We start from the raw sequence: 23,066 nt of genomic DNA on the forward strand, positions 1-23,066 counted from the left end.
GGAGGGGGTGTCTCGTCAGGCCGCTCTAGGGAAGACCCCGAGGTGGTCACGATGACCTCATAGGGGACACCGTCCGGCGGTATCCGGTGTAGCCCGAGCCAGACGTGCCATGTGCCCGGCTCCAGTTCCCCTGGCAGGTAGCCAGGGGTCGCCCACTCCGCGCCTATCGTGTACCGACGGCGTGCTCCACCGGACCAGCCACGGAACCCCTCCGGTCCATGGCAGCCCAGATCGATGACGCCACCGTCAAAGGCAAGCTCGACCGTGATGGACGCCGTGCCTGGCGGCACCTCAAAAGGGAGCTCACGCAGGCCCTGTTCGAGGCGGTCTTCAAGGCTCCAGCGTCCACGGTGCACGGTCATCCACGTCCCCCGTCCTTGGCCAGAGAAGCCGGCCGGCCCGCTCCATCGCCGCCTGTCACCAGTTCACCGTCGTGGTAGAGCAGCACCCGGCCCGTGCGGGGCGACGCCCAACCCTCGGCGTGGAACTGAGTCTCGAAGCCCTCCCCCACGACGACCCGGACCGATTCACCGTCCACGTCCAGGGTCACGAGGGAGGAGCCGCCGAGGTTCTCCACGACGGACACCCTTCCGCCGATCGCACCGTCCACCGGCTCGGTGCTGAATTCCATGTACTCGGGACGTACCCCGCACACGACCTCCTGCCCGTCGCGCACCTGTGCACGCGCTTCGTCCGGAATGGGCAGCCCGACCCCGCAGACCGCGACGGATCCGCCCTGGATGGTCCCCGGCAGGAGGTTCATGGGCGTCGACCCGATGAACGAGGCGACGAACAGGTTCGCCGGACGACGGAACACCTCCGCGGGCGACCCGATCTGCCGGACACGCCCCGCCTCCATGACCGCGATCCGGTCGGCGAGGGCCAGCGCCTCCGCCTGGTCGTGCGTGACGAACACGGTGGTGACGCCGAGCCGGTGCTGGAACTCCTTGAGGAAGGTGCGGGCCTCCAGGCGGAGCCGGGCGTCCAGGTTGGACAGCGGCTCGTCCAGCAGGAAGATCCCCGGGTTGGCGACCACGGCACGGGCCAGCGCAACCCGCTGCTGCTGACCGCCCGACAGCTCCCCGGGGCGCCGGCGCTCCATCCCCTGGAGACCGAGTTCTTTGATGGCCTCGGCGGCGTGGCGGTACCGGACGGCGCGGCTCTGCTTCTTGATCCGCAGCGGGTAGGCGATGTTGTCCAGGACGGTCATGTGCGGGAACAGCGCATAGTCCTGGAACACCATCCCGACGTCACGCCGGCCCGGCTGCAGCCGCGTCACGTCCCGGTCGCCCAGCACGATCGTCCCGCCGGTGGCCGTCTCCAGGCCGGCGAGCGTGCGCAGCAGCGTCGTCTTCCCGCAGCCGGACGGGCCGAGCAGCGCGAAGAACTCGCCGTCCGCCACGTCGAGGTCGAGCGCGTCCAGGGCCCGCACGCCGCCCGGATAGACCTTCGTCAGCTCCCGAATGGTGATGGCCGCCATCAGCGCTTGATCCCTCCGTGGAAACGGAATCCGTACCGGCGGCTGACGAACAGGTACATGAGCACGACCGGAAGGGAGTACAGCAGCGAGAACGTGGAGATCAGGGCCAGGTCCGGCTGGCCGCCCTCGGTGTAGAACGTGTACATGATCACGGAGGCGGGGGCCTTGTCCGGATTGCGCAGCAGCAGGAACGGCATCAGGAAGTCGCCCCAGACCTGCGCGACCGTCCACACCGCCACGGTCGCGAGGCCCGGCCGGATGACCGGGACGACGACGTGCCGGAGGATCTGCAGCGGCGACGCACCGAACACCCGCGCCGCCTCCTCGTAGGACGTGGGCGTGGCGTCGGTGAAGTCCTTCAGGAGGAAGATCGCCGCCGGGAGCAGCCCGCCGGTCAGCACCAGGATCACCCCGAGCCGCGAGTCGATCAGGTGCAGGTTGAAGGCCAGCAGGAAGACCGGGACCATCGCCGCGGTGCCGGTGATGATGGACGACAGCAGAAGCAGGACGTAGAGGAGCACGTCCCGTCCGGGCACGCGGACCCGGCTCAGCGCGTACGCGGCCAGGGACGCGGCCGTGACGACGAGCGCGGCCGTCCCGGCGGCGAGGACCACCGAGTTGCGCAGCGAGGCGAGCGCATACGGGTTGTCCATCAGGACCTGGAAGTTGTGCAGCGTGAACTCGGGCAGCGACGCCGAGATGCCCGGGTTCGCGTCGAACGGCGCGAACGCCAGCCAGAGCAGTGGCAGGGCGAAGAACCCGAGGACGGCCGAGACGAACGTGGCCAGCCCGATCCTCCGGAGCGCCTCGCGCACGGTGTCGTTCACGCGGCCGCCCCCTTGGCCCTGCGGTCGCGCAGCGCGCGCAGGTAGATCAGGGCGATCACCAGGTTGATGAGGATCATGATCAGCGAGATGGCGGCGCCGAAGCCGAGCCGGCCGTCGCCGAGCGCCGTTCGGTACACGTACACCGACATGATCTCCGAGCGTCCGTCCGGGCCGCCGGCGGTGATCAGGAAGGGCGTGAAGTCGTTGAACGTCCACAGGCTGATCAGCAGCAGGCTCGTCAGGACGTGGCCGCGGATGCGCGGGAACACCGCGTCCCGGAGCGTCTGCCACGTCGATGCGCCGGCGAGCCGGGCCGTCTCCAGATGGGACGGTGGAACGTTCCCGAGCGCCGCGCCGTAGAGCATCATCGAGAACGCGGTGCCGCGCCACACGTTGAACACGATGATGCACGCCATCGGATGGTCGAGCAGCCAGGCCGTCCCGGGCGTGCCGAGCAGCGAGTTCAGGGTTCCCCCGTCGCGGTCCAGCAGCGCGATCCACAGGAACGCGATGACCGAGGACGGCAGGATCCACGCGAGCAGGACCAGCCCCTCGACCAGCCGCCTGACCAGACCGGTCCGGTCCCGCATCACCCACGCGATCGCGAACCCGAGGACGGTCTGCCCGATCACCGCCGATCCGAGGACGAACTGCAGCGTCAGCCAGAGCGACCTCTGGAAGTCGCCGTCGCCGAGCACGTCACGGTAGTTGGCGGCGCCGACGACCTTCGGCTCGCTGGCCGCGATGCCCGTGAGCCGGTAGTCGGTCGCGCCGAGGTAGAGCGTCCAGAGCGCGGGGAACACGAGGAACACCGCGATGAGCACCAGCGCGGGCGCGACGAACACGGCGGCCCGTCCCCGCCCCAGGCCGGCCGCGTCGTCGCCGGTGGACGGCGCGGCCGCGGGCCTGACGTCAGCGCGGGGTGACGTTGGCGGCGCCACCGACGACCCCTTCGAGCTTCTTGCCGTACTCGGCGGCGGCCTGGTCGGGACTCTTGCCCGACACGACGGCGGCGGTGGCCTCCTGGAGAGCGGTGGACACCTGCGGATACACGGCGAGGCCCGGGCGGTAGGACGTGACGGGCAGCACCTTCTCCGACACGAACGTCAGGAACGGGTCGCCCGCGAGGATCTCCTTGTTGACGTCCGTCCGGGACGTGATCTCGGGCGTGCCGGCCGTCCGCGCCTTGGTCATCTCCGCCGAGTTCATGAAGGCCAGCAGCTCGAACGCCTGCTGCGGGTACTTGGTGTTCGGGTTGAGGACGGTGACCGACCCGCCCGACATGCTCACGAACGACTGCCCGCGGACGCCCTTGCCGGCGGAGACCGCGGGGATCAGCGCGTAGCCGACGTCCTGGTCGCGGGTCTTCATCTTCGCGACCCCGGTCTTGGGGTTCAGGACGTCCCGCCAGAAGTAGTCGCCCTCGAACAGGATTCCGATCTTGCCGGCGGCGAACTCCTCGAACGACTTGTCGCGCCCCTTGGCCTCCTGCTGGAGCTTCGGGTCACCGAGCCCCTCACTGCCGTAGATCTGCGCGTACAGGCCGAGGACCTGCTTGACGGCCTGGCCGCCGCCGGTCCACTTGCCGTCCGCGTAGATCTCCGCGCCCGCGCCGGCCAGCAGGGGCAGCGCTCCCTGCATGCTGGTGGCCTCGCCCATCGCGGTGCCCGCGTTCAGCTGGATCGGGGTCACGCCGGGGACCTTCTTCAGGGCGCGCCCGGCCGCGAGGATGTCCTGCCAGGTCTGCGGCTGCCAGTCCGCCGGCAGGCCGGCCTGCGCGAACAGCTTCTTGTTGAAGAAGATGAGGCGGCCGTCGGTCGCGGGCGGGACGGCGTAGCGCTTGCCCTCGAACATCGCGAGGCGCTGCACCGATCCGGGGATCTTCGTCCAGCCGTCCCACACGTCCGCCGGCGGGCCCACGACCTCGGGCAGCGGCCTGATGTAGCCGGCCTGGGCGAACTCCCCCACCCAGATGCCGTCGATGTCCATGATGTCGGCCCCCGACCGGGACTTCAGGTCGAGGGCCAGCTTCGTCTTGTACGCCTCGTCGTCCACGCCCTGCCCGCGGAAGGTCACCTTCGCGGTCACGCCCTTGGCCTTCTGCGCCGCGACGAACTTCGGGATCACCGTCTTCGTGATCCACTCGGCCTCTTCGGTGTTCTTGCCGCCCTCGATGGCGTTGCGGGTGATCGTCAGGGAGAAGCTCTTGGCGTCCTTGCCGCGCTCCGGATCCGTCGAGGATCCGCCGCCGCCGCACCCGGCGAGCACCGCGCCCGCCAAGACGAGCGCGGCCGCCGCGCCGATCCGCCTCCTGGAGAAGTCCCTGTCGGAGAAGACCATGGTGACCTCCTACACAGCGTCACCACATAACGTGACCGACAAAATCGATCACGTAAAGACTCCGGAGATCGTTTTCTTCCGGTCAGGGATCCATCAACTCGGCGGAGCGGGTGGCGAACGCCTCCATGGCCTTCGCGGTGATCGGGCCCGGGGCGGCCGGGAGGACCGTCCCGTCCACGGCACGGATCGGCTGGACGTCGCGGGTCGTGGACGTCAGGAACGCCTCGTCCGCGCGGTACAGGTCGTCCAGCGCGAGGTCCTCCTCCTCGCCGCCGCACCACTCCAGCGTCAGCGCGCGCGTCACCCCGGCCAGGCAGCCGGACGACAGCGGCGGCGTGACGAGCCGCCCGCCGAGGACGACGAAGATGTTGCTGCCCGTCCCCTCGCACAGGTTCCCGGCCGTGTTGCCGAAGATCGCCTCACCGCCGCCGCGCTCCTTGGCGTAGGCGAGGGCCAGGGCGTTGTCCGCGTAGGACGTCGTCTTGAGGCCGGACAGGGCACCACGCTCGTTGCGCGGCCACGGCACGACCGTCACGTCCGCCGCCGCCGGGAACGGGTCCTGCGGCGCGACGATGATCGAGACGGTCGGCCCCTCGTCGCCGCGGTTCGAGCCGAGCGGGCCGGGACCGCTCGTGTAGGTGATGCGGATGCGGGCCAGCGGCCACTTCGGCGCGGCGGCGAGCACTTCGAGGGTGCCCTGGGCGAGGGCGTCCTGGTCGGGCTCGGACAGGCCGAGCCCGGCCGCCGAACGGGCGAGCCGCGCCAGGTGCCGGGTCAGCGCGAACGGCTCCCCGTTCGTCACCTTCACCGTCTCGAAGATCCCGTCCCCGACGAGCATGCCGTGGTCGAAGACCGACACCGTCGCCTCTTCAGGGTCGACCAGCTGCCCGTTCAGCCAGATCCTGGCCTGCGCCGTCACCGGAAGCCACCTCCAATAGCCGAGCCGCCTTCAGCTCGGTCTCGCGCCATTCGCGACGTGGATCGGACCCCCACGTGATGCCCGCGCCGGTGCCGAACCGGAGCAGGCCGTCCTCCGCCCAGAAACTGCGGATGCCCACCGCGAGGGCGCCGCGCCGGGAGTCCGCGTCCACCCAGCCGATGGCCCCACAGTACGGCCCCCGCGGGACCGGTTCGAGCTCTTCCAGCAGGGTCAGCGCGCTCGACCTCGGGGCGCCCGTGACCGAACCGGGAGGAAACGTCGCGGCGAGCAGCTCGGGCCAGCCGCCGCCCGCGAGCCGCGCCCGGACGGACGACACCAGATGCACGAGCCCGGGATGCTCCTCCAGCTCGCACAACTGCGGCACGCTCACCGAGCCGACCTTCGCGACCCGTCCCAGGTCGTTGCGGACCAGGTCGACGATCATCACGTTCTCGGCGTGGTCCTTGGGGAGCAGGTCGCCGGCCGTCCGTGCCGTTCCCTTGATGGGACGGGACTCGACCACGTCCCCGTCCCGCCTCAGGTACAGCTCGGGCGAAGCGGAGGCGACCTCCAGGCCCGGCGCCCTGATCGTCATCGCGTAGGGCGCCGGATGCCGTGCCGCGAGTTTCGCGCCCAGCCCGGCGATCTCGGCGCCGGCGGGCAGCTCCGCCGACAACACCCGGCACAGGTTCGCCTGGTAGACGTCTCCGTCGGCGATGGCATCGCGGATGCGCTCGACGCCCGCGATGTAAGCGGCCTCGTTCAGGGAACTCGTCCACTCCCCTGGGCCGGCCCACACACCCCCCGGATGCGGGGCCGGCCGTACCGTCTCGAACCGGACGCACGTGACCTTGCGCTCGTAGGTCACGACGACCGCCCACCAGCCGCGGGAGTCGAGCGCCGCCGGATCGGTGGTCACATCGGCGAGACCGGTGGCCAGCATGCCCCCGGCGTAGGCGAAGTTCACTCCAGCACGCACCCGAACGAATCCGCGAGGCCCTTCAGCCCGGCGTCGGTCACGACCAGGGCGCGCCGCGTCCTGCCCCGCTCGAACCAGCCGAGCTCGATCATGCGGTCCGTCAGCGCCGCCCCCAGCGCCCCGTTCAGATGCGGCCGCCGCTCCGTCCAGTCGAGGCAGTGCCAGGCGAACCTGCGCCGCGTCTTCCGCAGCACCGCCAGATCCAGGCCGAGCTCCCCCAGCCGGTCCTCGCCCTTCTCCGTCACCTCGTACGCGTCACCGTCGGTCGCCTCGATCAGCCCGCCGTCCACCAGCGCCGCGAACAACCTCACACCGGCGATGCCGGCCAGATGGTCGTAGCATGTCCGCGCCTCGTGGAGCCGCCGCGCGTCCCGCGACTGCCGCAGGCTGTGCACCTCCACCGGCGGGCTGATCCGCGACAGCGCCTCGATCACCTGCGCGACCTCGCTCCCCCGCAGCCGGTAGTACCGGTGCCGGCCCTGCTTGATCACGGTGACGAAACCGCCGTCCAGCAGCCGGGCCAGATGCGCGCTCGCCGTCTGCGCGCTCACGCCGGCCGTCCGGGCCAGCTCCCCCGCCGCGAGCGGCCGCCCGTCCAGCAGCGCCGTCAGCATCGCGGCCCGCGCCCGGTCGGCCAGCAGCGCCGCGACCGGCGCGATGTCCACACTCACGACCTGTTCGGAGCCCATGCCACCGACCCTAAGCGACCCACCCTTCGACCTGCGCCGAAGCGTCCCGGCCCGCGCACCGCCCCGAAACCGGTTTGGGGAACCGCCGCGGACGCGCTAAGGTTTTCCCCGTCGCCGCAGGGCGCAAGCGGAAGTGGCTCAGGGGTAGAGCATCACCTTGCCAAGGTGAGGGTCGCGGGTTCAAATCCCGTCTTCCGCTCTGAGGGGCCTTTCCGGCTATGACCCAGAAGGTCTCCTTCTGGTGGAGTGGCCGAGAGGCGAGGCAACGGCCTGCAAAGCCGTGTACACGGGTTCAAATCCCGTCTCCACCTCGCAAGGGCGATTAGCTCAGTGGGAGAGCGCTACCTTGACACGGTAGAGGCCACTGGTTCAATCCCAGTATCGCCCACCACACAAGCCCAGGTCAGGCCACAAGCGCCGACCTGGGCTTTCTCGTTTGACGCAGTTGGACGCGAAATCGGGAGCACGCTGCTCCCACCCCCTCCCGGACTACCCGACCATGGGTAGTGTCCGCCCGGGAGCACGCTGCTCCCGCTCTCTCGGCCTGTCCCTGCCGAAAACTTCGTCCGTGCAGGTCAAGCGGCATGTTCGTACTCGTTGAGGATTCCGCCCAGCCGTTGTCTTCTTGGGATGTCCAGGGCGATTTGGTCTTGTTCGTTGATCGGTGGAGGCAGCGGCTTCAGCGGCGTGCATTGGCGATGCCCTGGTGAGGGTGATGCTCGTTGTAGAAGGTCTCGAACTCGCGGAGTGCGTGGAGCAGGTGCCGCTGGTTCCAGATCAACGTGCGGTCGAGGAGCTCACGGCGGCAGGTCTGCATCCACCGCTCCATCACCGCGTTCATCCTCGGCATCCGCACCCCGGTGAGCACCGTCTGGATGCTGGCATCGGTCAGGACGGCGTCGAAGAGGTCAGGGAACTTGCCATCCCGGTCGCGGATCAAGAACCGTGCCCAGCAGCCGGCGTCCTCAAGGTCCATGACCGGGTTCCGCACCGCCTGGGTTGCCCACGAGGCGGTCGCGTGGGCGGTGGCGCCCAGCACCCGGATGTGGCGGGTGTGGTGCTCGATGACCGCCAGCACGTACATGCGGGAGCCGGTGAGGGTCACGGTCTCCAGGAAGTCACACGCCAGCAGCGCCTCGGCCTGGGAGCGCAAGAAGCCGGCCCAGGTGGTGGCGGAATGCTCAGGCGCCGGGTCGATACCGGCGTCGTTGAGGATCTCCCAGACGGTGGAGGCCGCGACCTTGATGCCGAGCACCAGCAACGCACCGTGCACCCGCCGGTAGCCCCAGCCCGGGTTCTCCCGCACCAGGCCAAGGACGAGGGCGCGGACGGAGCGGACGGTCGGTGGGCGGCCTGGCCGCTTGGGTTTGGAGCGGGCAGCGTGCCGACCGGCGATCAGGACGCGGTGCCAGCGCAACGGTGTCCGGCCGCACCAGGAGCCGCATCCGCCGCAGTATTCCGGGAGGCAACCGATGCAGCGGCGCCGCCAGCAGCGCCCGATCCGCAGCAGTAAAACGCACCCTCTTCCCTGCCAGCCGGCGTTCCAATACGGCGATCTGATCCCGCAACACCAAGATCTCGGCGTCCTTGTCCCGATAGGTCACCGGAAGTAGACGCAGCCCCGCGAACGTATTCGTCACGGTCAAATAGGCCAGTCGCAACAGCACAGCCGCTCATCATCTCGTGACTACCGCCCCGCTGCGGCTTGCTTCTGCGACTGATCAAGCCCTGCACCAGAGCCCACTCCCTGCCCGCCCCACCTGCACGGACATAATTCTCGGCAGGCACAGCCATTATCACCATCCGTAGCCTGATCCACCGCGCCTGGATCACCCACCGCTGGGACACCCGACCCCAACGCCGCCGCTGATAACCGCCAATCCGCGCGGCCACCAAGTTGACATTCCCAGGAATGTGATCGACGGGGGACTGTCCAGTTAAGGGTGTAACTCGATCCTGTTCGGGTTAGTTGCGGGCTGCGGCCAGACGGCCTTCGAAGGTGATCTCGAAGGCGTTGAGTGCGGCTTTCCATCGGGAGATCCAGCGTTTGCGGCCGGTGCCGGTCGGGTCCAGGCTCATCACCGCGAGGTAGACGCATTTGAGTGCGGCCTGCTCGTTGGGGAAGTGCCCGCGCGCCTTGACGGCCCGGCGGATGCGGGCGTTGACCGACTCGATGGCGTTGGTGGAGCAGACGACCTTGCGGATCTCGGGGTCGAACTGCAGGAACGGGACGAACTCGGCCCAGGCGTTCTCCCACAACCTGACGATCGCCGGATATTTGGCGCCCCAGGTCTCGGCGAACTCCAGCCACCGTTCCATCGCCGCCGCCTCGGTCGGGGCGGTGTAGACCGGCTTGAGTGCCTTGGCGATGGCGGCCCAGTCGGCGCGGGATGCGTAGCGGAAGGAGTTGCGCAGCAGATGGACGATGCAGGTCTGCACCAGTGCCTGCGGCCAGACGTGCGCGACGGCGTCGGGCAGCCCGGTCAACCCGTCGCAGACCACCATGCAGGCGTCGGCGACACCCCGGTTCTTCAGCTCGGTCAGCACGTGCAGCCAGTACTTGGCGCCTTCACCGCCGCCGTCCCCGGCCCACAACCCCAGGATCTCGCGAGTACCGTCGACGGTGACCGCCAAAGCGACATAGATCGGGCGGTTGGCGACCTGCCCGTCCCGGATCTTCACCTGGATCGCGTCCAGGAAGATCACTGGATACACGCTGTCCAGCGGCCGGTTCTGCCATTCGGCCATACCGTCGATGACCTTGTCGGTGATGGTGGAGATGGTCTGCTTGGACACCGAAGCGCCATACACCTCGGCCAGGTGCGCCGAGATCTCGCCGTGGGTCAGGCCCTTGGCCGACAGCGACAGCACCATCTCATCCACCCCGGTCAGCCGCCGCTGCCGCTTGGCCACGATCTTCGGTTCGAAGCTGCCCTCACGGTCGCGGGGCACCGCGATCTCGACCGGGCCGGCCTGAGTGGTCACGGTCTTGGACCGGCGCCCGTTGCGGGCGTTGCCGCCACCCTCACCCGTGCGCTCATGGCGGTCATAGCCCAGGTGATCGGTGATCTCACCCTCCAGCGCCGACTCCAGCACCCGCTTGGTCAGCTGCTGCAGCAGCCCGCCCTCCCCGGTCAGCTCCAGACCCTGCGAACGGGCCTGCGCCACCAGCTGGCCGATCAGATCCTGGTCGCCCCCGGCCGGCTGCTCACCGGACGGCTTGTCGGACGTGGCCACCGCGGCGTCCACCTTCACATCAGTTGTCGTCATCAGGCGTCACTCCTTGATCAGGAGTTACACCGAAAACCGTACAGACCCATCGACGGTTGGTCGGCATGACCTTGCGCCTTCGGTTCGACCCGTCCTTGGCGATGTGGTCGGTGTGCCTGGTCATGGTCACCGGTGTCTCCGCGTTCGCTCTCGTTCCGGCCGGGATCCGATTCGGGCCTTTCAAGTGGGACGATATGACGACCGACGGACAGGTGATGGCACTGTGGGAGTTGTCGGCCGCAGCGGCCTGCACGGCGGGCAGCCTGGTGGGTCAGCTGTGTGCGCTGGTCGCAGGGGTGGTCGCCGGGGCAAGGAGGATGCGGCCGATCGTCGCGGTCGGCGGCGGCATGGTGCTTGGTCTGATCGATGTGGGTTTGGCGGTGTGGGCTGCGCGGCCTCGACTGGACGCGTGGGCGCGTACGTCACCTCTGCTCGAGTTGTCGACTGGCCGCATCAGTGACGAGCCGCTGGCGCACGGTCCCGTCCTGACGATCGTGTTGATCACGTTGGTGATCTTCCCGGTGGCCGCCAGCTGCGGTCTTGCCGTGGCGCGGGCTCCACTGCCTCTGAAGGTCCTGCTGGTTCTGGTCGTGGCAGTGATCCTCTTCTGCATTCGCCTCGAAATCTTGGTCTCCACGATCGACCCGAGCTGACCCAGTCCTCCGACAGCGATGCTACGAGCGCCGCGAGATCGTCGTCGAAGCCTTCTTCGACCTCGCCGATGCAATCATCACCATCCGTAGCTTGATCTGCCGCGCCTGGAGCACTCACGGCTGGGACACCCGTCCGAACGCCGCTGGTGTTAGTCACCAATCTGCGCGACCTCTAAGCGCGCCGTACAGTTGCGCCCCTGTGACCCAGTTCGGCCACCAGGGACACGAACCGTCGTTCCGGTGCCGTCTGTCGAGCCAATCGCAAATGCGTCTGATGGCTTCGGGCCTGGCCGTCCACCTACGCCGTCCCTCATCGTCAGCGAGAGGAGCGCGAGTGGTCCACAGATTCCGTGTGCCACGCCGGTATTCGCATGGCCGCCAGGAAAGTCGTTTGAGAGGCGTCCCGAGGGTGCGAGCGGGATCCACCGCCCGGGCAGTGACTTCGCTTGAACGTTGACGGGTTCGGTGAGCCGAACAAGGCTTTGAAGCGCGCCGGCTTCAGTGGAGACTGGTATGTCCCGGGTTCGGTGGAGGCGCGCCCCTATGTCATGCGCCGCTAGTCCGGTCGGTCACGCTCCCGGGCTCCGTCCTCGCCATCGGCATCGGCGCCCTCGCAACCGGCGCTGGCTGCTCCTGTGGTCAGCGCTGGACTGGCCGTCCTCGGCGCTGCGGCGGCCTTCCACCTCATCGGCTCGTCCGATTCAGCGTCATCACCGCCACTCCCTATTGCGGACGCGACGTACCTGAGCCACCGATTGGATCCGTCCATGACCGGAGGGCCTGTAACACCCGACAGTGCACGCTCCCCGAGTCGCCCCCAGCATGATCACGATCGTCGGCGGTGGTGAGGTCCAGAGCAACGTGGCAGCGGGCGGCTGCACCCGGCAACCGCCGTGCACAGCCTCCGCGTCCACGCAACACGGCCACACCGAAGCGCAGGACCCGCGCCCGAGGATTCGGAGGTCGCGGCAGGCGCATCAAGTGCCGGGCTGGGTCCAAGCCGAGTGCCGACACCGCTTTCCGCACGACCGAACCCGCCATGCCGCATGTACCGCCGCGCTGCGGGGCTGCTTCGGCCAATGAACCGTACTTGTCGTTAGGACGCCTCCGCGTCGGTGTCGGATTCGGTGCCCTCAGCACCGCGGCCTTCATCCTGATCCGCATCGGTACCTGGACCCACGTCACCGCTGGGCCGGGAGCGTCCAGGCAACTGGGTGACTTTAGCGCCGGATGTTTCGGGCGGGTGGCGGCGGTCGGCGTTGTGGAGGGCGTCGGCGCAGAGTCAGTCACATCGAGTTGTACCGGCACGGCCGCCCCCTCGGCGCAAAGCTGCCTGGCGGCGAGTTACCCCTCAGCTATGCGGCGCAACTACGGGGCGTCGTGCACACCGCATGCCACCGCAGCCGGTGCTGCGGTGGCATGCGGTCAACTGCGGGTGCGCATTCGGCGCCTTTGGATGTTTCTGGACCATCGTGACTTTCCTGCTCGTCGGTCGTTACCACCTCACCCACCTCCAGATCGGGCTGTTCGCCCTGCTCGGCGTCGCCAGTGCGGTCAGCGACGGCACCGCGGACGTGACAGTTGCCGCAGACATCAACGTCGCGGTCCTGCTCGGCGGTCCCGACGGCGTGCGAATCGACCAGGTCGACATCAGCGGCAGTGGCAGCCTGCCGCGGCCTCCGGCAACGATCTGCGCTGGATCAGCGACGGCCTGGCCATCGGCGACCTGAAGGGGGACGGCAAGGCGGAACTCACGGGCAGGGTAGCCGAATGGCGTACCCAGACTGGCGGGTGCATCTACATCCTGCCCGGCGGGCAGGATCAGGGCAGCACGACCATCAGCGGTGCCCAGCCGGGTCTGGACCCAGCAGCCGGACGGCGTTTTCGGCCAGATCCTCCTGCCCTGAGTCCCCCTTCACGGCGGCGACCGCCGGCGGCGAGCTGCCCGCCTGACAGATCGAGCTCAACACCTGTCGCCGTACTCCTTGACGTGCAGAGGTGAGTAAATGCGCCGCTTCGCGGTTCTGGTCGGAGTACTGCTGCTGGGTGCTGCGACGAGTACTGGAGGCGTTTGCCGATCGTCTGGATGACCATTCCCAGCAGTCGATCGGCGGCGGGCCTCGCAGATGGCGGCCAGCGGACACCAGCCGCACGGCCTGAAAGAAGGACTCCAGGTCCAGGGGGTTGCCGGGCGTCTCTGATGCTCGCCGGCCGCTACTCACCAAGGACGAACGGATCGGCCTTGAATCACTCCACCAGTCTGTGGAGAGGGCTCACCAGGCCCGGGTCTTGAATAGACGTTCCTGATCGAGACCCGGCCGTTCGGAAGTCATTAAGTCGTGACTATTGCTTCTGTCGCGGAATGCGCGATCATACCGGAATGAGATGGACCTACTGTCTGCTCGTGCTGGGTGGTCTGCTGGTCATCACCACAGGGCCAGCAGTGATCAACCCCTACCGTTTTATCGGCCTCGGCGACTGGCTCTGGCTTTGGTGTTCGCTGGCGGTCGCCGGGTTCGGCCTGCTTAGCGTCGCGGGTCTGTGGCTGGCGACCGCATGTCGGGGCATCCAGCGCTGGCTGCTGGCGTCCTTGGCCGGTGTTACGGCGCTGGCGGGCCTCGTGGGCGTTGCCTGGGGCGGCCTTAACACGATGCTTGTGGATTACTCGAATGAGCAGAGGATTGCGACTGTGTCCTCTGATGGCCGATTCGCCGTCGTTCTATACTATGCCGACCACCGGTCAGCCAACTTGACCGATCGACCGGATGGCCTATACCTGCAAACGACGAAGGGTTTCTTCAGCAAGCGGGCGTATCTAGGCTGCTTGTCCGACAGCGGCGCCCATCGTCTGGACTCGGTGCGGTTCGCTGATGCCAACACCATAGTTGTCCGCCAGGAGGGCCAAGAGGGAAAAAGGGAACGGTCAGTGTCTTTTGATCCGGGCAAGGTTCGCGTCAGCCTCCCCATGGGCGACAGTTGCCCTCCCGCTCTCTACACCGGTTGACGGGCCCAACCATCCACCTGCCGTGCCGATACCGTCACCCGGTGGTTTCAAGGACGCTGACCGAATGGGCTCGTGGCTTGGGCGAGAGCACGGAGGTCGTCGAGCCGGGGGTGTGCTGACAGCTCCGGAGGAAGCGTGGTCGATCACGGTTCGCAGGGCCGAGGTGATTGGTGCTCTGGCGCGGGAGCAACGGATCGGCCGCGGACGCGGCGGCGAGGGAGTTGGGGATCTCGCGAGGTCAGTTGTATGCGCTGGTGTGCCGTTGGAGGGTCAGCGAGGGAGTCGCTCATCAGCGGGGCCACGCTGGGGTGGTTCATCACCGGGCAACGCGGCCGCGTCGTGACCGGTCTCGTTTCCAGCCTGGTCATCGGCGCATTAGCAGTGGATGCGCTCCTATCGGCATGAAGCTCTGCCACGCGCGCGCCAATCACACCGAACACGGTGCGTGAAGACCGCATCGGAACTTCCTGGTCGCCCTCCGAGCAGTAGTAGCGCGGCAAGGACGGTCCACGCCTGGTGATCAGCATGGCCACGTCGGTTCAAGCACCGGCGGCCGGAATGAGCGTGTGCAGAGGACTTCGGACGCCTGTGCAGACGACTTTGGAAACCAGCAGGAGATGTCCGCGGATCTGTTCCGGTACGCAGGCGTTGCGGAGCCTCGGAAAACGATGACAGTGGTGGGCAGGGCTGGGCAATTGCCAGTTGCACTCCGAACTCTCTCTCGATGTGAGGCGCTCACATATAAATGTGCCGCTCCGATTGAACCTTCGGTCACATGGCGTCATCTAAGCGTATATGCAAAAGATCATGTCGAGAACGGCGCTGGCCACAGCTGCTGGGCTAGCCGCCCTAACGCTCACAGCGTGTGAGTCTGGGGAGGCGCCTGTCGCGGCCAGCCCCCCGCCGTCCACCACCTCCGCAGAGTCTTCCGCTCCCGCCGGCCCGGGTGCTCCCCGAACGCCGCCGCCGCCAAGCCGGGAAAGGGCCGTCAAGTTGACGCTGCCGGAGGATGTGCGGGTACTCCTGGCAGACGCCTTCTACGGCGCGACCTACAAAAGTCGCAAGACCCCTGTTGATGGCGACCCGCGGAATCAGGTCATCGGCCCGGAGCACGTGTACTACGGGAAGATCGTAGGCTCGTCTCCGGCGAAGGACGTCTACTGGGCCATCGGCGACACGGGATACAAGAATGATCCTGCGTCCCGGCAGGACGGGCCGCACATATGGAAGAAGATCGGCCCCCAACCTGACGAATGGCAGTACCTCGGTGACAGCGGCGGGGAAATCTGCCCCAAGGTTCCCCAGGTCGTGATCGACGTATGGGGTGTCCGCTGCTCGATGGACAACTACTAGATCATATGTGACGGCGACCTTCGTCACTGGGGCAGGAAATTATGTGGTCGGCCTTCAAGAAGGGCCGACCACATCAATGGGTGCGAACCGCAACGGCCACGGTGGCCGAAGCAGACCGCCTGGGCGCACCGCAAGCAGACCGTCAGGATCGGCGACCTTGGATTCAACCTGACCATGGACATCCCCAAATCGCCATCGGTCGTGTGAGGCTCTGGCCAACGACACCGACACCGCCGAGTAACTGCGGGAAGCATTCCGGCCTGCAGTGTGATGGCGGGCGGTCGGAATACGCCTGCAAAGGATCAGAGCCTGACGGTTGATTGTTAGGTCGATCGGCGTCCGGGTTGGCGGCGGTCCTGGGGGTCGTGGGTGACTTCGGTCGATCGGACCGTATCCGCGGTTTGCGCGGGAGTTGGCGGAGGCTTGAAGTCCTACCAGCGATTTGGGGTACTTCCCGAAGTCGCTCGGCGGCCACTCAGGAGGACAGGGCGGTGTCCACGTGGACGCATCCGTGGCGGGCCGCGAGGGGCCAGGACGCGAAGGTGTCCGCGGACAGTTGGACGAACATGTTGTGTTGGCAAGCGATGACACCGGTGGCCGGCGTGTCCAGGAGGCGGGCCATAACGTAGGCGGCCGACAGGCTAGTGACGTCGCGGATGGTGCCTAGGGGCAGCAGGGAGCGGGTTTCGGCGATCGCTTCGTGCTCGCCAGCCCGCAGCACGACGCGTGTTCCGGGTGAGACGCCGTGCGCGGCGATGGCGACGGCGATGTTGTCGAGGTCGTCGGAGCCGACGGCGGCCAGGGACCGGGCCAGGTGGAGGTGGAGCTTTTCCAGTACAGCCCGGTCGCCGCCGTGGCCCGCCAGGACGGGGATTCCCAGGGAACGGGCGAGGCGGATGCCCGGGGCGTCGGGGTCTCGTTCCACACCGACCACGGGGATGCCCAGGCGCCGCAATTCGCTGCACAGGCGCAGTCCGACCTGGCCGATGCCGACGACGATGACATGGTCGGCGCGGGGGATGGTGCGGGGGCCGATCAGCCCGACCAGTCGGGGGCCGAGCATGCGGTCGATGAGGCCGGCAGTGAACATGGCGCCCAGGACGATCATGCTGAGCATGAACGCGCTGGCCACCACCGGATACACGGTGGAGTGGCGGGGCGCGGCCGCCGGGCCGACGGTGGCGACGACCCGGGCGGAGTCGAACAGCGCCTGTGCGGGGTGGTGCCCGAGTGCGATCAGCCAGGCGAAGTCGACGAGGAGGACGGTGAGCATGCCCAGCAGCCCCGTGAGCATCAGGCGCGTTCCCGCGTCGTGTGGGCGCAACTGTCCCGCCAGCCGTTTGAGTTGTGACCGGCGGCCGACTCGCTCACGCTTCCAGGGCCGTGTGGTCGGCGACTTTCCGTCGGGGACCCGGACGGCATGTGGGCGGCCGTTGGTGCGCGACAGGGCGGTAATCCCTGCGTCGATGCAGGGGCCGGCCAGGGCGGGGGCCGCCAGGTCGGCCGGGGAGGTGACGTGGCACTGCGGTAGCAGGCGCAGAAGTTCACCGGCCATGGTCCGGTCGAAGATGGTCACGGTGATCGGGGTGCGCGGGGAGATGTGGGCGACGGCCAGGGCGTAGCGCAGTGCCGCGACATCGTCGTGCAGGAGGATGGCCATCGCGTCGGGCGGCGGTGTCATGGCCGTGCGCAGTTCCTCGTCGCCGGGCCCGGTCAGGTGCCGGACAGTGCGCGCACCGTCGCGCAGGGACGCGCATACCCGGCGTGCGAGGTTGGTTTCGCCGATGACGACGAAGGAGCGATCATCCGGCGGGGCAACGGCGTGGGTCACGGAGTGGGTCATGGCGTCGAATCAGCCTTCGGGCTGCCGCAGTCGTCGGAGCGGTACGGGTCGCAATGAAGGCACCGCGCGGCGCCACAGGAGGTGCAGCAGACCAGTTCGTGTCCGCAGTGGCAGGTGGCGGTCGCCGTCCCTCTCGGAGACTGCTTGTCGATCGGTGAGGTCATGGCATCTCGGGCTCTGGTCGAGGATGGTCTGGATCCTGGGACGCACGCTGAGCAGCGACCAGCGGGTCAGCTCCGCAGCTGCTTCGCGGCCGTGTTGTCGCGCGGTGTCGACGAGCACGGGCTGGTAGGACCACGGGGGCGATTCGTGTTCGGCGTTGGCAGCAGTGGCCCCGAGGAACCTGTAAGCCTGGCCCTGGATTCCTTGGCCATCTGTTCGTTCTGCAGGTGTTCAGGCCGGCGGCGCCGCGCTGGGCGGCTTCGAGTCCGCCCAGACCCGGTGGTACGCGGTCAACGCGCCCCGCCTCGTCGCCCTCGTCCAAGTGGGCGCGGTGTTCAAGGACGGCAGACCCGTCGAATGACCCGACGACCAGACCCCGCAAGCAGCAACCGAAAAGACCTTGATCCACGGGTCCTGACCATTCCCCCCGGGTCGGCGAACACAGGGTCATCGCTGACGGCCTTCAAAATTCCCCGCAGAGTCACATCAAGGTCCGGACTTGTGGGCAGTTCCATCATCTGGTGGTTGTTCACAGCCTTCACCCACCTCTTGTTCTCGGGAACCGTGCCGACGAACTGCCAGCCCGGCAAAAGGCGGGTGGCCTCCGCGGAACCATATTCCGCATCGGAGCGTGTGTGGTTCAGGATCAGTGAGATCTTCTCGGGAGAGACTTCGCCGCCCATGGGCTTTGGTCTGGTGATCGCGGTCAGCCAGGCGTGAGCCGTCTCCAGTGCCACCCGGTTGGGTGCGATCGGCACCAGGATCGCGTCGGACTCCGGCAGGAGCAGCTCTGTGAAGGTGGGGTGGTACGGCTTGGCGACGGGCGTGTCCACGAACACGAAGTCGAACGCGCCACGCAGCACGGTGAGGATTCGCCGGAACAGCGTCGAGTCGAGAAGATCCGGGTCGGCGCTGACGGTGTCCGGTGGGCCGAGGAGCGCGTGGAGTCCGATCTCCGGCTTGTGCGCGAGGTAGCGGCGCACCGAGGTCGCCGACAACTCCTCAGGTGTGTCCAGTAGATCCAGGATGGTCGGCGACTTCAGATCGAGGTACCGGGCCACGTCGGCTTGCTGGACGTTGGTGTCGACCACCACGGTGGACCCGGCCCTCCCGGCGGCCCACAGCACTCTCGCCGCGTGAGTGGCAAGATTCACGGTCATGCTGGTCTTGCCGACGCCGCCCTTCGCCGAGGCGACCGCGATGATCCTGCCTCGCTTGCCCGGATCTTGAGCGGGTGCCGCCCCGAAGGCGGCTTCGGCCCCATGGGCGGCCGATGGGTTTGGGCGTCCGGGTACGGCCCCGGGTGCCGTCCAAGGGTCCGCTGGCGGCTCGGGCTGAAGGTCCGGCTCGGCCGCACCGAGCGTTGTCAGCAGGTCCGACATGCTCATCGGCTCTGTGCTCGCGACCACTTTCGGATCGAAGACGTCGCCGCGCTCGGCGAAGAAGGCGTGGACGAGCACGGTGAACCCGTTCACCGCGAGTCCGTTGGCGAGTTCGGTGACCCTCACTTCCGGGAGGTCCTCGCTGAACCCCGGCCCGAACATGAACGCTGCCGGCGGACGAACCTTGCCGCTCTCGGACAGATCCCTGAGTTCTGAGGCGGATGCGACACGGAGTACGGACGGAAACCGTCCACTGTTCCGGAGTCTCCGCGCGAGGCCGTGGTGGCCTGCGACGATGAGATTCGGGGTAGCAATCATCACAGTTTCTCGTCTCCTGATCGACTGACGCGTGTTTGGCCGGTTCTCTGTTTACTTTCAAGTCATCAGTAGGAGTGCTACGAATCACTGTGCGGTCAGGATGCCTCATCGTCCGAGGTGATTGCGTCGGAAGTATCAATTGCACTGAATTGCTCCACTGCAGCGTACTTCCGAATGGCTTCCTCGACTGCCTGCTTGCCTTGGGCGATGGTCTCCCGGTCCTTGCGCTTCCACCAAGGGGTGAGCCACATTTCGACGGGACGGGCCGTACCCGCCACGACCGCCGCGCGGCCGAAGGGCATGGTCCTGAGTTCTTCGGGATGCAGCACCTGCCTCCCGTGATCCTTGCCCACGAGAGTGGAGAGTTCCTCAAGGTCCTTGGCGGTTCCGGCGCCGCCCGAGACGATCTTGATCGATGAGTTCTCCCAAAGGCGCGCGGCGCCGTCCGTTCCCCATCTGGCACGTGCGTCCGCAAGCGAGGTCAGATAGACGTGCACTGCGATGGAGTAACCACCGGACTCGCCCATGTACACGGGAAGGCCGCCCAGCGGGCAGATGTCGGTCACCTGGTTCAATTCGAAGGTGAGTGGCGGGTCGAGGCGTCCGGTCGGGTTCTTCATCGCCGTGCCGCGAGCTGATCTGAAGTACTGTTCGATGATGGTGGTGACGACCGGTGCGATCCCGCCCCAGTCGGGCTGCTGCTTGCCGACGAAGTACAGAGTGTTTCGTCCCTTGAGGAAGTTGATGAAGTCGAACTCCTCCCCAGGGGGCGGCGAGCAGTCCTCCAATACGTTGGGGTGCGAGAAACAATGCATGACCTGGATCGCAATGGACCAGGCTCTCTCGTTGTTCCTGTGGAACTCGAGTTGCGTCGCATATCCCGGGGCGGCCTTGCCTTCGCGTTCACCCTGGCGCAGGATGTCGATCGCGTCGTCGGCGTCGACCTCATGGAGCCAGCGCATCACGTCGCGAAAGTTGACCTTGCCGATAGCGCCGGCATGCAGCAGGCAGCGGATGAGGGTAAGAACCCCCGCGAGGTGAGTCCCCTCTCTCTTGATATCGAAATTGCTGGCCTGGACAAGCGTCCCCGACCTGACCGCGCACACGTTCGGATCCTCGCATCCCTGCAACGGTGACCAGCGCATCCGATTCGGCCATCCGGTCCAGTTGAAGGGGTCGAACACATGCACTTCGCCGACCTGCGCCCGCGCCGTCGCGGTGTTCACGAACGTTTCGCGCCGGGTGGAGGTGACGATGCAGGGGCCGGGCGCGTCGATGGTGAACGGCGTGACGAAATGCACGTCCTTTCCCTGCCGCGGCGCCGCGACGACGATCGCGGTGTCCTCCACCGACGCGTACAACTTCCGCCGGGATCTGATGTCCCGTCCGAGGAAGAAGCCGACGTCCTCGGGTTTCCCCTCACGCGCCGCCTGGGTCGCGGTGGACGGTCGGACTTGCCGCGCCTTGCCCAGGACAGTCTGCGCGCTGAGAAGCCTGCGGACCTCCCAGCCGGAGGCGAAGCCCAGGCGCAGCCGCCGAAGCGGCCGGTGACGTCGCACGTTCAGGAACAGTCGTGCCGAGAAGTAGATCCCCATCGACGCCAGAGCGAGAAGCAGGACCAGCAAGACGAAGAACAGCGTGGCAGGCCCCATCGCGGCCGCGGCCGCCGGCGGCCATGCGCCGTGCGGATCGCTGGGATCGCACACGAAATTGTAAGCGACCCTCAGGGAGTCCCCTGGGTTTGAATCAGGCCAGCCACCGCCCATAAGCAGACCGGACAGTTGACCGGCCAGCCAGATCAAGAAGCTGACCGCTCCGCCCATCAGGACGACCATAAAAGCGATAGCGAACAGGAAACCGTAGACGTCGTCATCTTCGCTGCTCACGATGGCTCCTCGGTTCGACTACGTACCGGCTGCGGCCGGCATCTGCCAGGTTCTAGCCCCCGTCGTTGACGAGAACGTCGGAGATCCGCCAGGGATCGCGTTTGGACGGCCGGGCGAGCATCAGGAAAATCACCAATTTGGCCGGAGTTCCGTGCCATTCATCCCGGCCTGTGGGGGTCGTGGTCATTTCCCACTGTCGATAGGCGGCGGCCGGTCCATCGGACGGTGCCCCTGCCTCCCGGGCGAGTGACCTGAGGCGCACCGCGAGGTAGGCCCGGTGCTGCCGCCAAATATCAGGCAGATACTGCCTGGGCTCCGCCTTGACTTTGGCCGTGTAATCGGAGGTGAGGTAGCGGGCGGCACGCAGTCTGGCGTCCCGCAGTCCTTCATCGACAGTACTGTCGACCGTGTACATGATGGTCAGGGCGGTCTTCGACAACGCGGTCGGGTCCTGTTGATCGATTCGGCGGGGGTCTGGCAGCCCGTCAGGTAGGCGGGGGCTCGACGGCGGCGACCGCGTGTCGGCACGGACCGTAGGGATACTGCTCGCCGAACCGGGACTGGACGTCCGCGCATCGCGCTGTGCCCGCGAGCCGCCACTACAGCCGACCATAAGAGCGACGGTCGAAACGACACAGCATGCCAAACGGACTCCGGTAGCCGACCCGCTCGTCACATCGCACCTTCGACGACACCCGCACCGGATCGAGCCATTGCGTGAATCACATCTGGAGACTTGCTCGCCATGCCGGACGGCGGTGTCACACGAAGGGCTCCCACGTAAGACGATCTTGCGTCGAAGTCACTGAATCTAACGTAGCCGCGAACCCCTGGAGCCAGCCAGGTTTCGGGTGCCTCGACCATCCAGCGTTTACCCTTGAACTCGCCATAATAGATAGCCACATGGCCCAAACCGCTGAAGAAGACCAGATCACCCGGAGCCAGCTGGTCTCGAGGTACTTTGACTCCCTTGCCGCTGCTCCACATCGCTGACGCCGGTGGGTACATCTTGACCTTCCCGTCAGACGCTTCGTAGACGGCGTGCTGCACAAGACCCGAGCAATCGAAACCTGAGAGGTCGCGCCCGTCGTACCCGCCGGGTGAGCAGCAGAGACCTTTGGTCGGGCCGCTGAAGTCTCCCCCACCCCATGAATAGAAGACGGACTTACGTATCTGACTTGGCGGATGCGGAGTATTCGGTTCCCGTCGTGCCCAATATGCGGCCGCATTGGCTATGCGTTGACCGAAAGATCCCGACCCTAGTGTCATCCCCTCCGAGCAGGCCGCGCCCGCATAGTTGGCCGCCGCGACAGTGTGACCTTTGGAATAGCGGTTAGCCTGCGCCAGCACATCGTTGACGTAGCTCCACGAGTGATTGTATGAATAGAGCGATCTGCGTATCTCGGCCGCCGTCAGCGTTCTCTGTTTAAGTTCCTGCGGCTTTGCATCGATTCCCATGATGTGGACCTTGAGTAGTTTTGCTGCACTATAGATGGCATCAGCCGGTTGATACCGACTCTTTGTGCGGTCGCCGTCGCCATCTATCGCCACCCCGTCGAACGTCGCCTGGAGGAACTGCATCGGACCACCGGCACCTGCATAGTTCTGTCCGGAGTGAACGCCCTGCGCCGGCGTACCGTGACGGGTCTCGATATATCCGATCCCGGCAAGCACATTCCATGGGATGTTCCACCTTCTCCCGGCCTCAACATACAGCTTAAGGTAGTTCCGGGGTATGTCGCCTGCCTTTGATGACGCCTTCGCCTGCAGCGCGCCCGCCTCTCCCTCCGGGGCACATGCCCCGGCGGGAGCATTGGAACTAATTACCAGCAGAACCACAACCGCCGACATCACGAAGACCACGACAAGACTTATGCTACTCCCGGCAAAAATACCAAGTATCCATAGCGTCGTTTTCTTTCTCACGTCGCCACTCCTCTTTCGGCGGAGATACCGTCGAG

The 23,066-nt window shown here is 66.9% G+C and carries 18 protein-coding genes, 3 tRNA genes and 1 pseudogene; 8 read left to right on the forward strand and 14 right to left on the reverse strand.

Translation table 11 applies throughout. From position 1 onward, the window contains the following. Positions 1 to 358 precede the first annotated feature (358 nt). The 7 genes from ACQPXG_RS26525 to ACQPXG_RS26555 all read right to left on the reverse strand — a co-directional run bounded on the left by ACQPXG_RS26525 (position 359) and on the right by ACQPXG_RS26555 (position 7,234). Positions 359 to 1,480, reverse strand: a complete 1,122-nt coding sequence (locus ACQPXG_RS26525) for an ABC transporter ATP-binding protein (RefSeq protein WP_433461824.1) — start codon at positions 1,478 to 1,480, stop codon at positions 359 to 361. Next, entirely contained in the window at positions 1,480 to 2,307 is an 828-nt protein-coding gene (locus tag ACQPXG_RS26530) for a carbohydrate ABC transporter permease (RefSeq protein WP_433461825.1), read from the reverse strand. The genes ACQPXG_RS26525 and ACQPXG_RS26530 overlap by 1 nt, the downstream gene beginning before the upstream one ends. Then, positions 2,304 to 3,248, reverse strand: a complete 945-nt coding sequence (locus ACQPXG_RS26535; RefSeq protein WP_433461826.1) for a carbohydrate ABC transporter permease — start codon at positions 3,246 to 3,248, stop codon at positions 2,304 to 2,306. The genes ACQPXG_RS26530 and ACQPXG_RS26535 overlap by 4 nt, the downstream gene beginning before the upstream one ends. Continuing rightward, the gene (locus ACQPXG_RS26540; protein WP_433461827.1) at positions 3,220 to 4,647 is read right to left on the reverse strand and encodes an extracellular solute-binding protein; all 1,428 of its coding nucleotides are present in this window, start codon (positions 4,645 to 4,647) and stop codon (positions 3,220 to 3,222) included. The genes ACQPXG_RS26535 and ACQPXG_RS26540 overlap by 29 nt, the downstream gene beginning before the upstream one ends. 82 nt (positions 4,648 to 4,729) lie before the next feature. Then, positions 4,730 to 5,566 carry an aminotransferase class IV gene (locus ACQPXG_RS26545; RefSeq protein ID WP_433461828.1) on the reverse strand — a complete coding sequence of 279 codons (837 nt, stop codon included), beginning with the start codon at positions 5,564 to 5,566 and terminating at the stop codon, positions 4,730 to 4,732. Beyond that, positions 5,517 to 6,509 carry a chorismate-binding protein gene (locus ACQPXG_RS26550; protein WP_433470055.1) on the reverse strand — a complete coding sequence of 331 codons (993 nt, stop codon included), beginning with the start codon at positions 6,507 to 6,509 and terminating at the stop codon, positions 5,517 to 5,519. Before ACQPXG_RS26550 ends, ACQPXG_RS26545 begins: the two co-directional genes overlap by 50 nt. 20 nt (positions 6,510 to 6,529) lie before the next feature. After that, positions 6,530 to 7,234, reverse strand: a complete 705-nt coding sequence (locus ACQPXG_RS26555) for an ArsR/SmtB family transcription factor (protein WP_433461829.1) — start codon at positions 7,232 to 7,234, stop codon at positions 6,530 to 6,532. 127 nt (positions 7,235 to 7,361) lie between these two features. Here ACQPXG_RS26555 and ACQPXG_RS26560 point away from each other — a divergent pair. The 3 genes from ACQPXG_RS26560 to ACQPXG_RS26570 all read left to right on the forward strand — a co-directional run bounded on the left by ACQPXG_RS26560 (position 7,362) and on the right by ACQPXG_RS26570 (position 7,625). Then, positions 7,362 to 7,433, forward strand: a tRNA-Gly gene (locus tag ACQPXG_RS26560). Between the two features lie 41 nt (positions 7,434 to 7,474). Continuing rightward, a tRNA-Cys gene (locus ACQPXG_RS26565) sits at positions 7,475 to 7,545 on the forward strand. Positions 7,546 to 7,550: 5 nt separating this feature from the next. Then, positions 7,551 to 7,625, forward strand: a tRNA-Val gene (locus ACQPXG_RS26570). A gap of 288 nt (positions 7,626 to 7,913) precedes the next feature. Here the strand turns inward: ACQPXG_RS26570 and ACQPXG_RS26575 are convergent. Both ACQPXG_RS26575 and ACQPXG_RS26580 read right to left on the reverse strand, forming a co-directional pair. Continuing rightward, positions 7,914 to 8,540, reverse strand: coding sequence for an integrase core domain-containing protein (locus ACQPXG_RS26575; RefSeq protein ID WP_433461830.1), 627 nt, complete (start codon positions 8,538 to 8,540; stop codon positions 7,914 to 7,916). Between the two features lie 659 nt (positions 8,541 to 9,199). Further along, positions 9,200 to 10,504, reverse strand: coding sequence for an IS256 family transposase (locus ACQPXG_RS26580; RefSeq protein WP_433461831.1), 1,305 nt, complete (start codon positions 10,502 to 10,504; stop codon positions 9,200 to 9,202). A gap of 65 nt (positions 10,505 to 10,569) precedes the next feature. Between ACQPXG_RS26580 and ACQPXG_RS26585 the strand changes: the two genes are divergently transcribed. The 5 genes and pseudogenes from ACQPXG_RS26585 (at position 10,570) to ACQPXG_RS26605 (ending at position 15,514) form a co-directional block, all read left to right on the forward strand. Further along, positions 10,570 to 11,157 (forward strand): hypothetical protein, encoded by a 588-nt coding sequence (locus ACQPXG_RS26585; protein ID WP_433461832.1) that lies wholly within the window; start codon positions 10,570 to 10,572, stop codon positions 11,155 to 11,157. Between the two features lie 16 nt (positions 11,158 to 11,173). Beyond that, positions 11,174 to 11,293 (forward strand): annotated as a pseudogene (locus tag ACQPXG_RS26590) (IS5/IS1182 family transposase); the annotation flags it as partial. 1,336 nt (positions 11,294 to 12,629) lie between these two features. Next, positions 12,630 to 12,887, forward strand: a complete 258-nt coding sequence (locus ACQPXG_RS26595) for a hypothetical protein (protein ID WP_433461833.1) — start codon at positions 12,630 to 12,632, stop codon at positions 12,885 to 12,887. A 650-nt stretch (positions 12,888 to 13,537) separates the two neighbouring features. Continuing rightward, positions 13,538 to 14,161: a hypothetical protein gene (locus ACQPXG_RS26600; RefSeq protein WP_433461834.1), complete on the forward strand. Its 624-nt coding sequence runs from the start codon at positions 13,538 to 13,540 to the stop codon at positions 14,159 to 14,161. A 993-nt stretch (positions 14,162 to 15,154) separates the two neighbouring features. Then, on the forward strand, positions 15,155 to 15,514 hold the full coding sequence (locus ACQPXG_RS26605) for a hypothetical protein (protein ID WP_433461835.1): 360 nt from the start codon (positions 15,155 to 15,157) through the stop codon (positions 15,512 to 15,514). Between the two features lie 475 nt (positions 15,515 to 15,989). On the opposite strand, the gene ACQPXG_RS26610 is transcribed toward ACQPXG_RS26605, so the two are convergent. The 5 genes from ACQPXG_RS26610 to ACQPXG_RS26630 all read right to left on the reverse strand — a co-directional run bounded on the left by ACQPXG_RS26610 (position 15,990) and on the right by ACQPXG_RS26630 (position 23,031). Continuing rightward, entirely contained in the window at positions 15,990 to 17,357 is a 1,368-nt protein-coding gene (locus ACQPXG_RS26610; protein WP_433461836.1) for a potassium channel family protein, read from the reverse strand. Between the two features lie 497 nt (positions 17,358 to 17,854). Then, positions 17,855 to 19,219: an AAA family ATPase gene (locus ACQPXG_RS26615; RefSeq protein ID WP_433470056.1), complete on the reverse strand. Its 1,365-nt coding sequence runs from the start codon at positions 19,217 to 19,219 to the stop codon at positions 17,855 to 17,857. 95 nt (positions 19,220 to 19,314) lie between these two features. Then, entirely contained in the window at positions 19,315 to 21,105 is a 1,791-nt protein-coding gene (locus ACQPXG_RS26620) for a type IV secretory system conjugative DNA transfer family protein (RefSeq protein ID WP_433461837.1), read from the reverse strand. A gap of 52 nt (positions 21,106 to 21,157) precedes the next feature. Continuing rightward, positions 21,158 to 21,544 carry a hypothetical protein gene (locus ACQPXG_RS26625; protein ID WP_433461838.1) on the reverse strand — a complete coding sequence of 129 codons (387 nt, stop codon included), beginning with the start codon at positions 21,542 to 21,544 and terminating at the stop codon, positions 21,158 to 21,160. Positions 21,545 to 21,777: 233 nt separating this feature from the next. Next, a complete protein-coding gene (locus ACQPXG_RS26630) occupies positions 21,778 to 23,031 on the reverse strand; it encodes an NlpC/P60 family protein (protein ID WP_433461839.1) in 1,254 nt (417 codons plus the stop codon). Positions 23,032 to 23,066: the final 35 nt, after the last annotated feature.

It is taken from the genome of Spirillospora sp. CA-128828 (assembly GCF_050945415.1).
Taxonomy (GTDB): domain Bacteria; phylum Actinomycetota; class Actinomycetes; order Streptosporangiales; family Streptosporangiaceae; genus Spirillospora.

Coding starts and splice junctions, on each gene's coding strand:
- ACQPXG_RS26525 (WP_433461824.1), bottom strand. CDS start 1,480: ATGGCGGCCATCACCATTCGGGAGCTGACGAAGGTCTATCCGGGCGGC.
- ACQPXG_RS26540 (WP_433461827.1), bottom strand. CDS start 4,647: ATGGTCTTCTCCGACAGGGACTTCTCCAGGAGGCGGATCGGCGCGGCG.
- ACQPXG_RS26550 (WP_433470055.1), bottom strand. CDS start 6,509: ATGCTGGCCACCGGTCTCGCCGATGTGACCACCGATCCGGCGGCGCTC.
- ACQPXG_RS26555 (WP_433461829.1), bottom strand. CDS start 7,234: ATGGGCTCCGAACAGGTCGTGAGTGTGGACATCGCGCCGGTCGCGGCG.
- ACQPXG_RS26580 (WP_433461831.1), bottom strand. CDS start 10,504: ATGACGACAACTGATGTGAAGGTGGACGCCGCGGTGGCCACGTCCGAC.
- ACQPXG_RS26585 (WP_433461832.1), top strand. CDS start 10,570: ATGACCTTGCGCCTTCGGTTCGACCCGTCCTTGGCGATGTGGTCGGTG.
- ACQPXG_RS26600 (WP_433461834.1), top strand. CDS start 13,538: ATGAGATGGACCTACTGTCTGCTCGTGCTGGGTGGTCTGCTGGTCATC.
- ACQPXG_RS26610 (WP_433461836.1), bottom strand. CDS start 17,357: ATGACCCACTCCGTGACCCACGCCGTTGCCCCGCCGGATGATCGCTCC.
- ACQPXG_RS26615 (WP_433470056.1), bottom strand. CDS start 19,219: ATGATTGCTACCCCGAATCTCATCGTCGCAGGCCACCACGGCCTCGCG.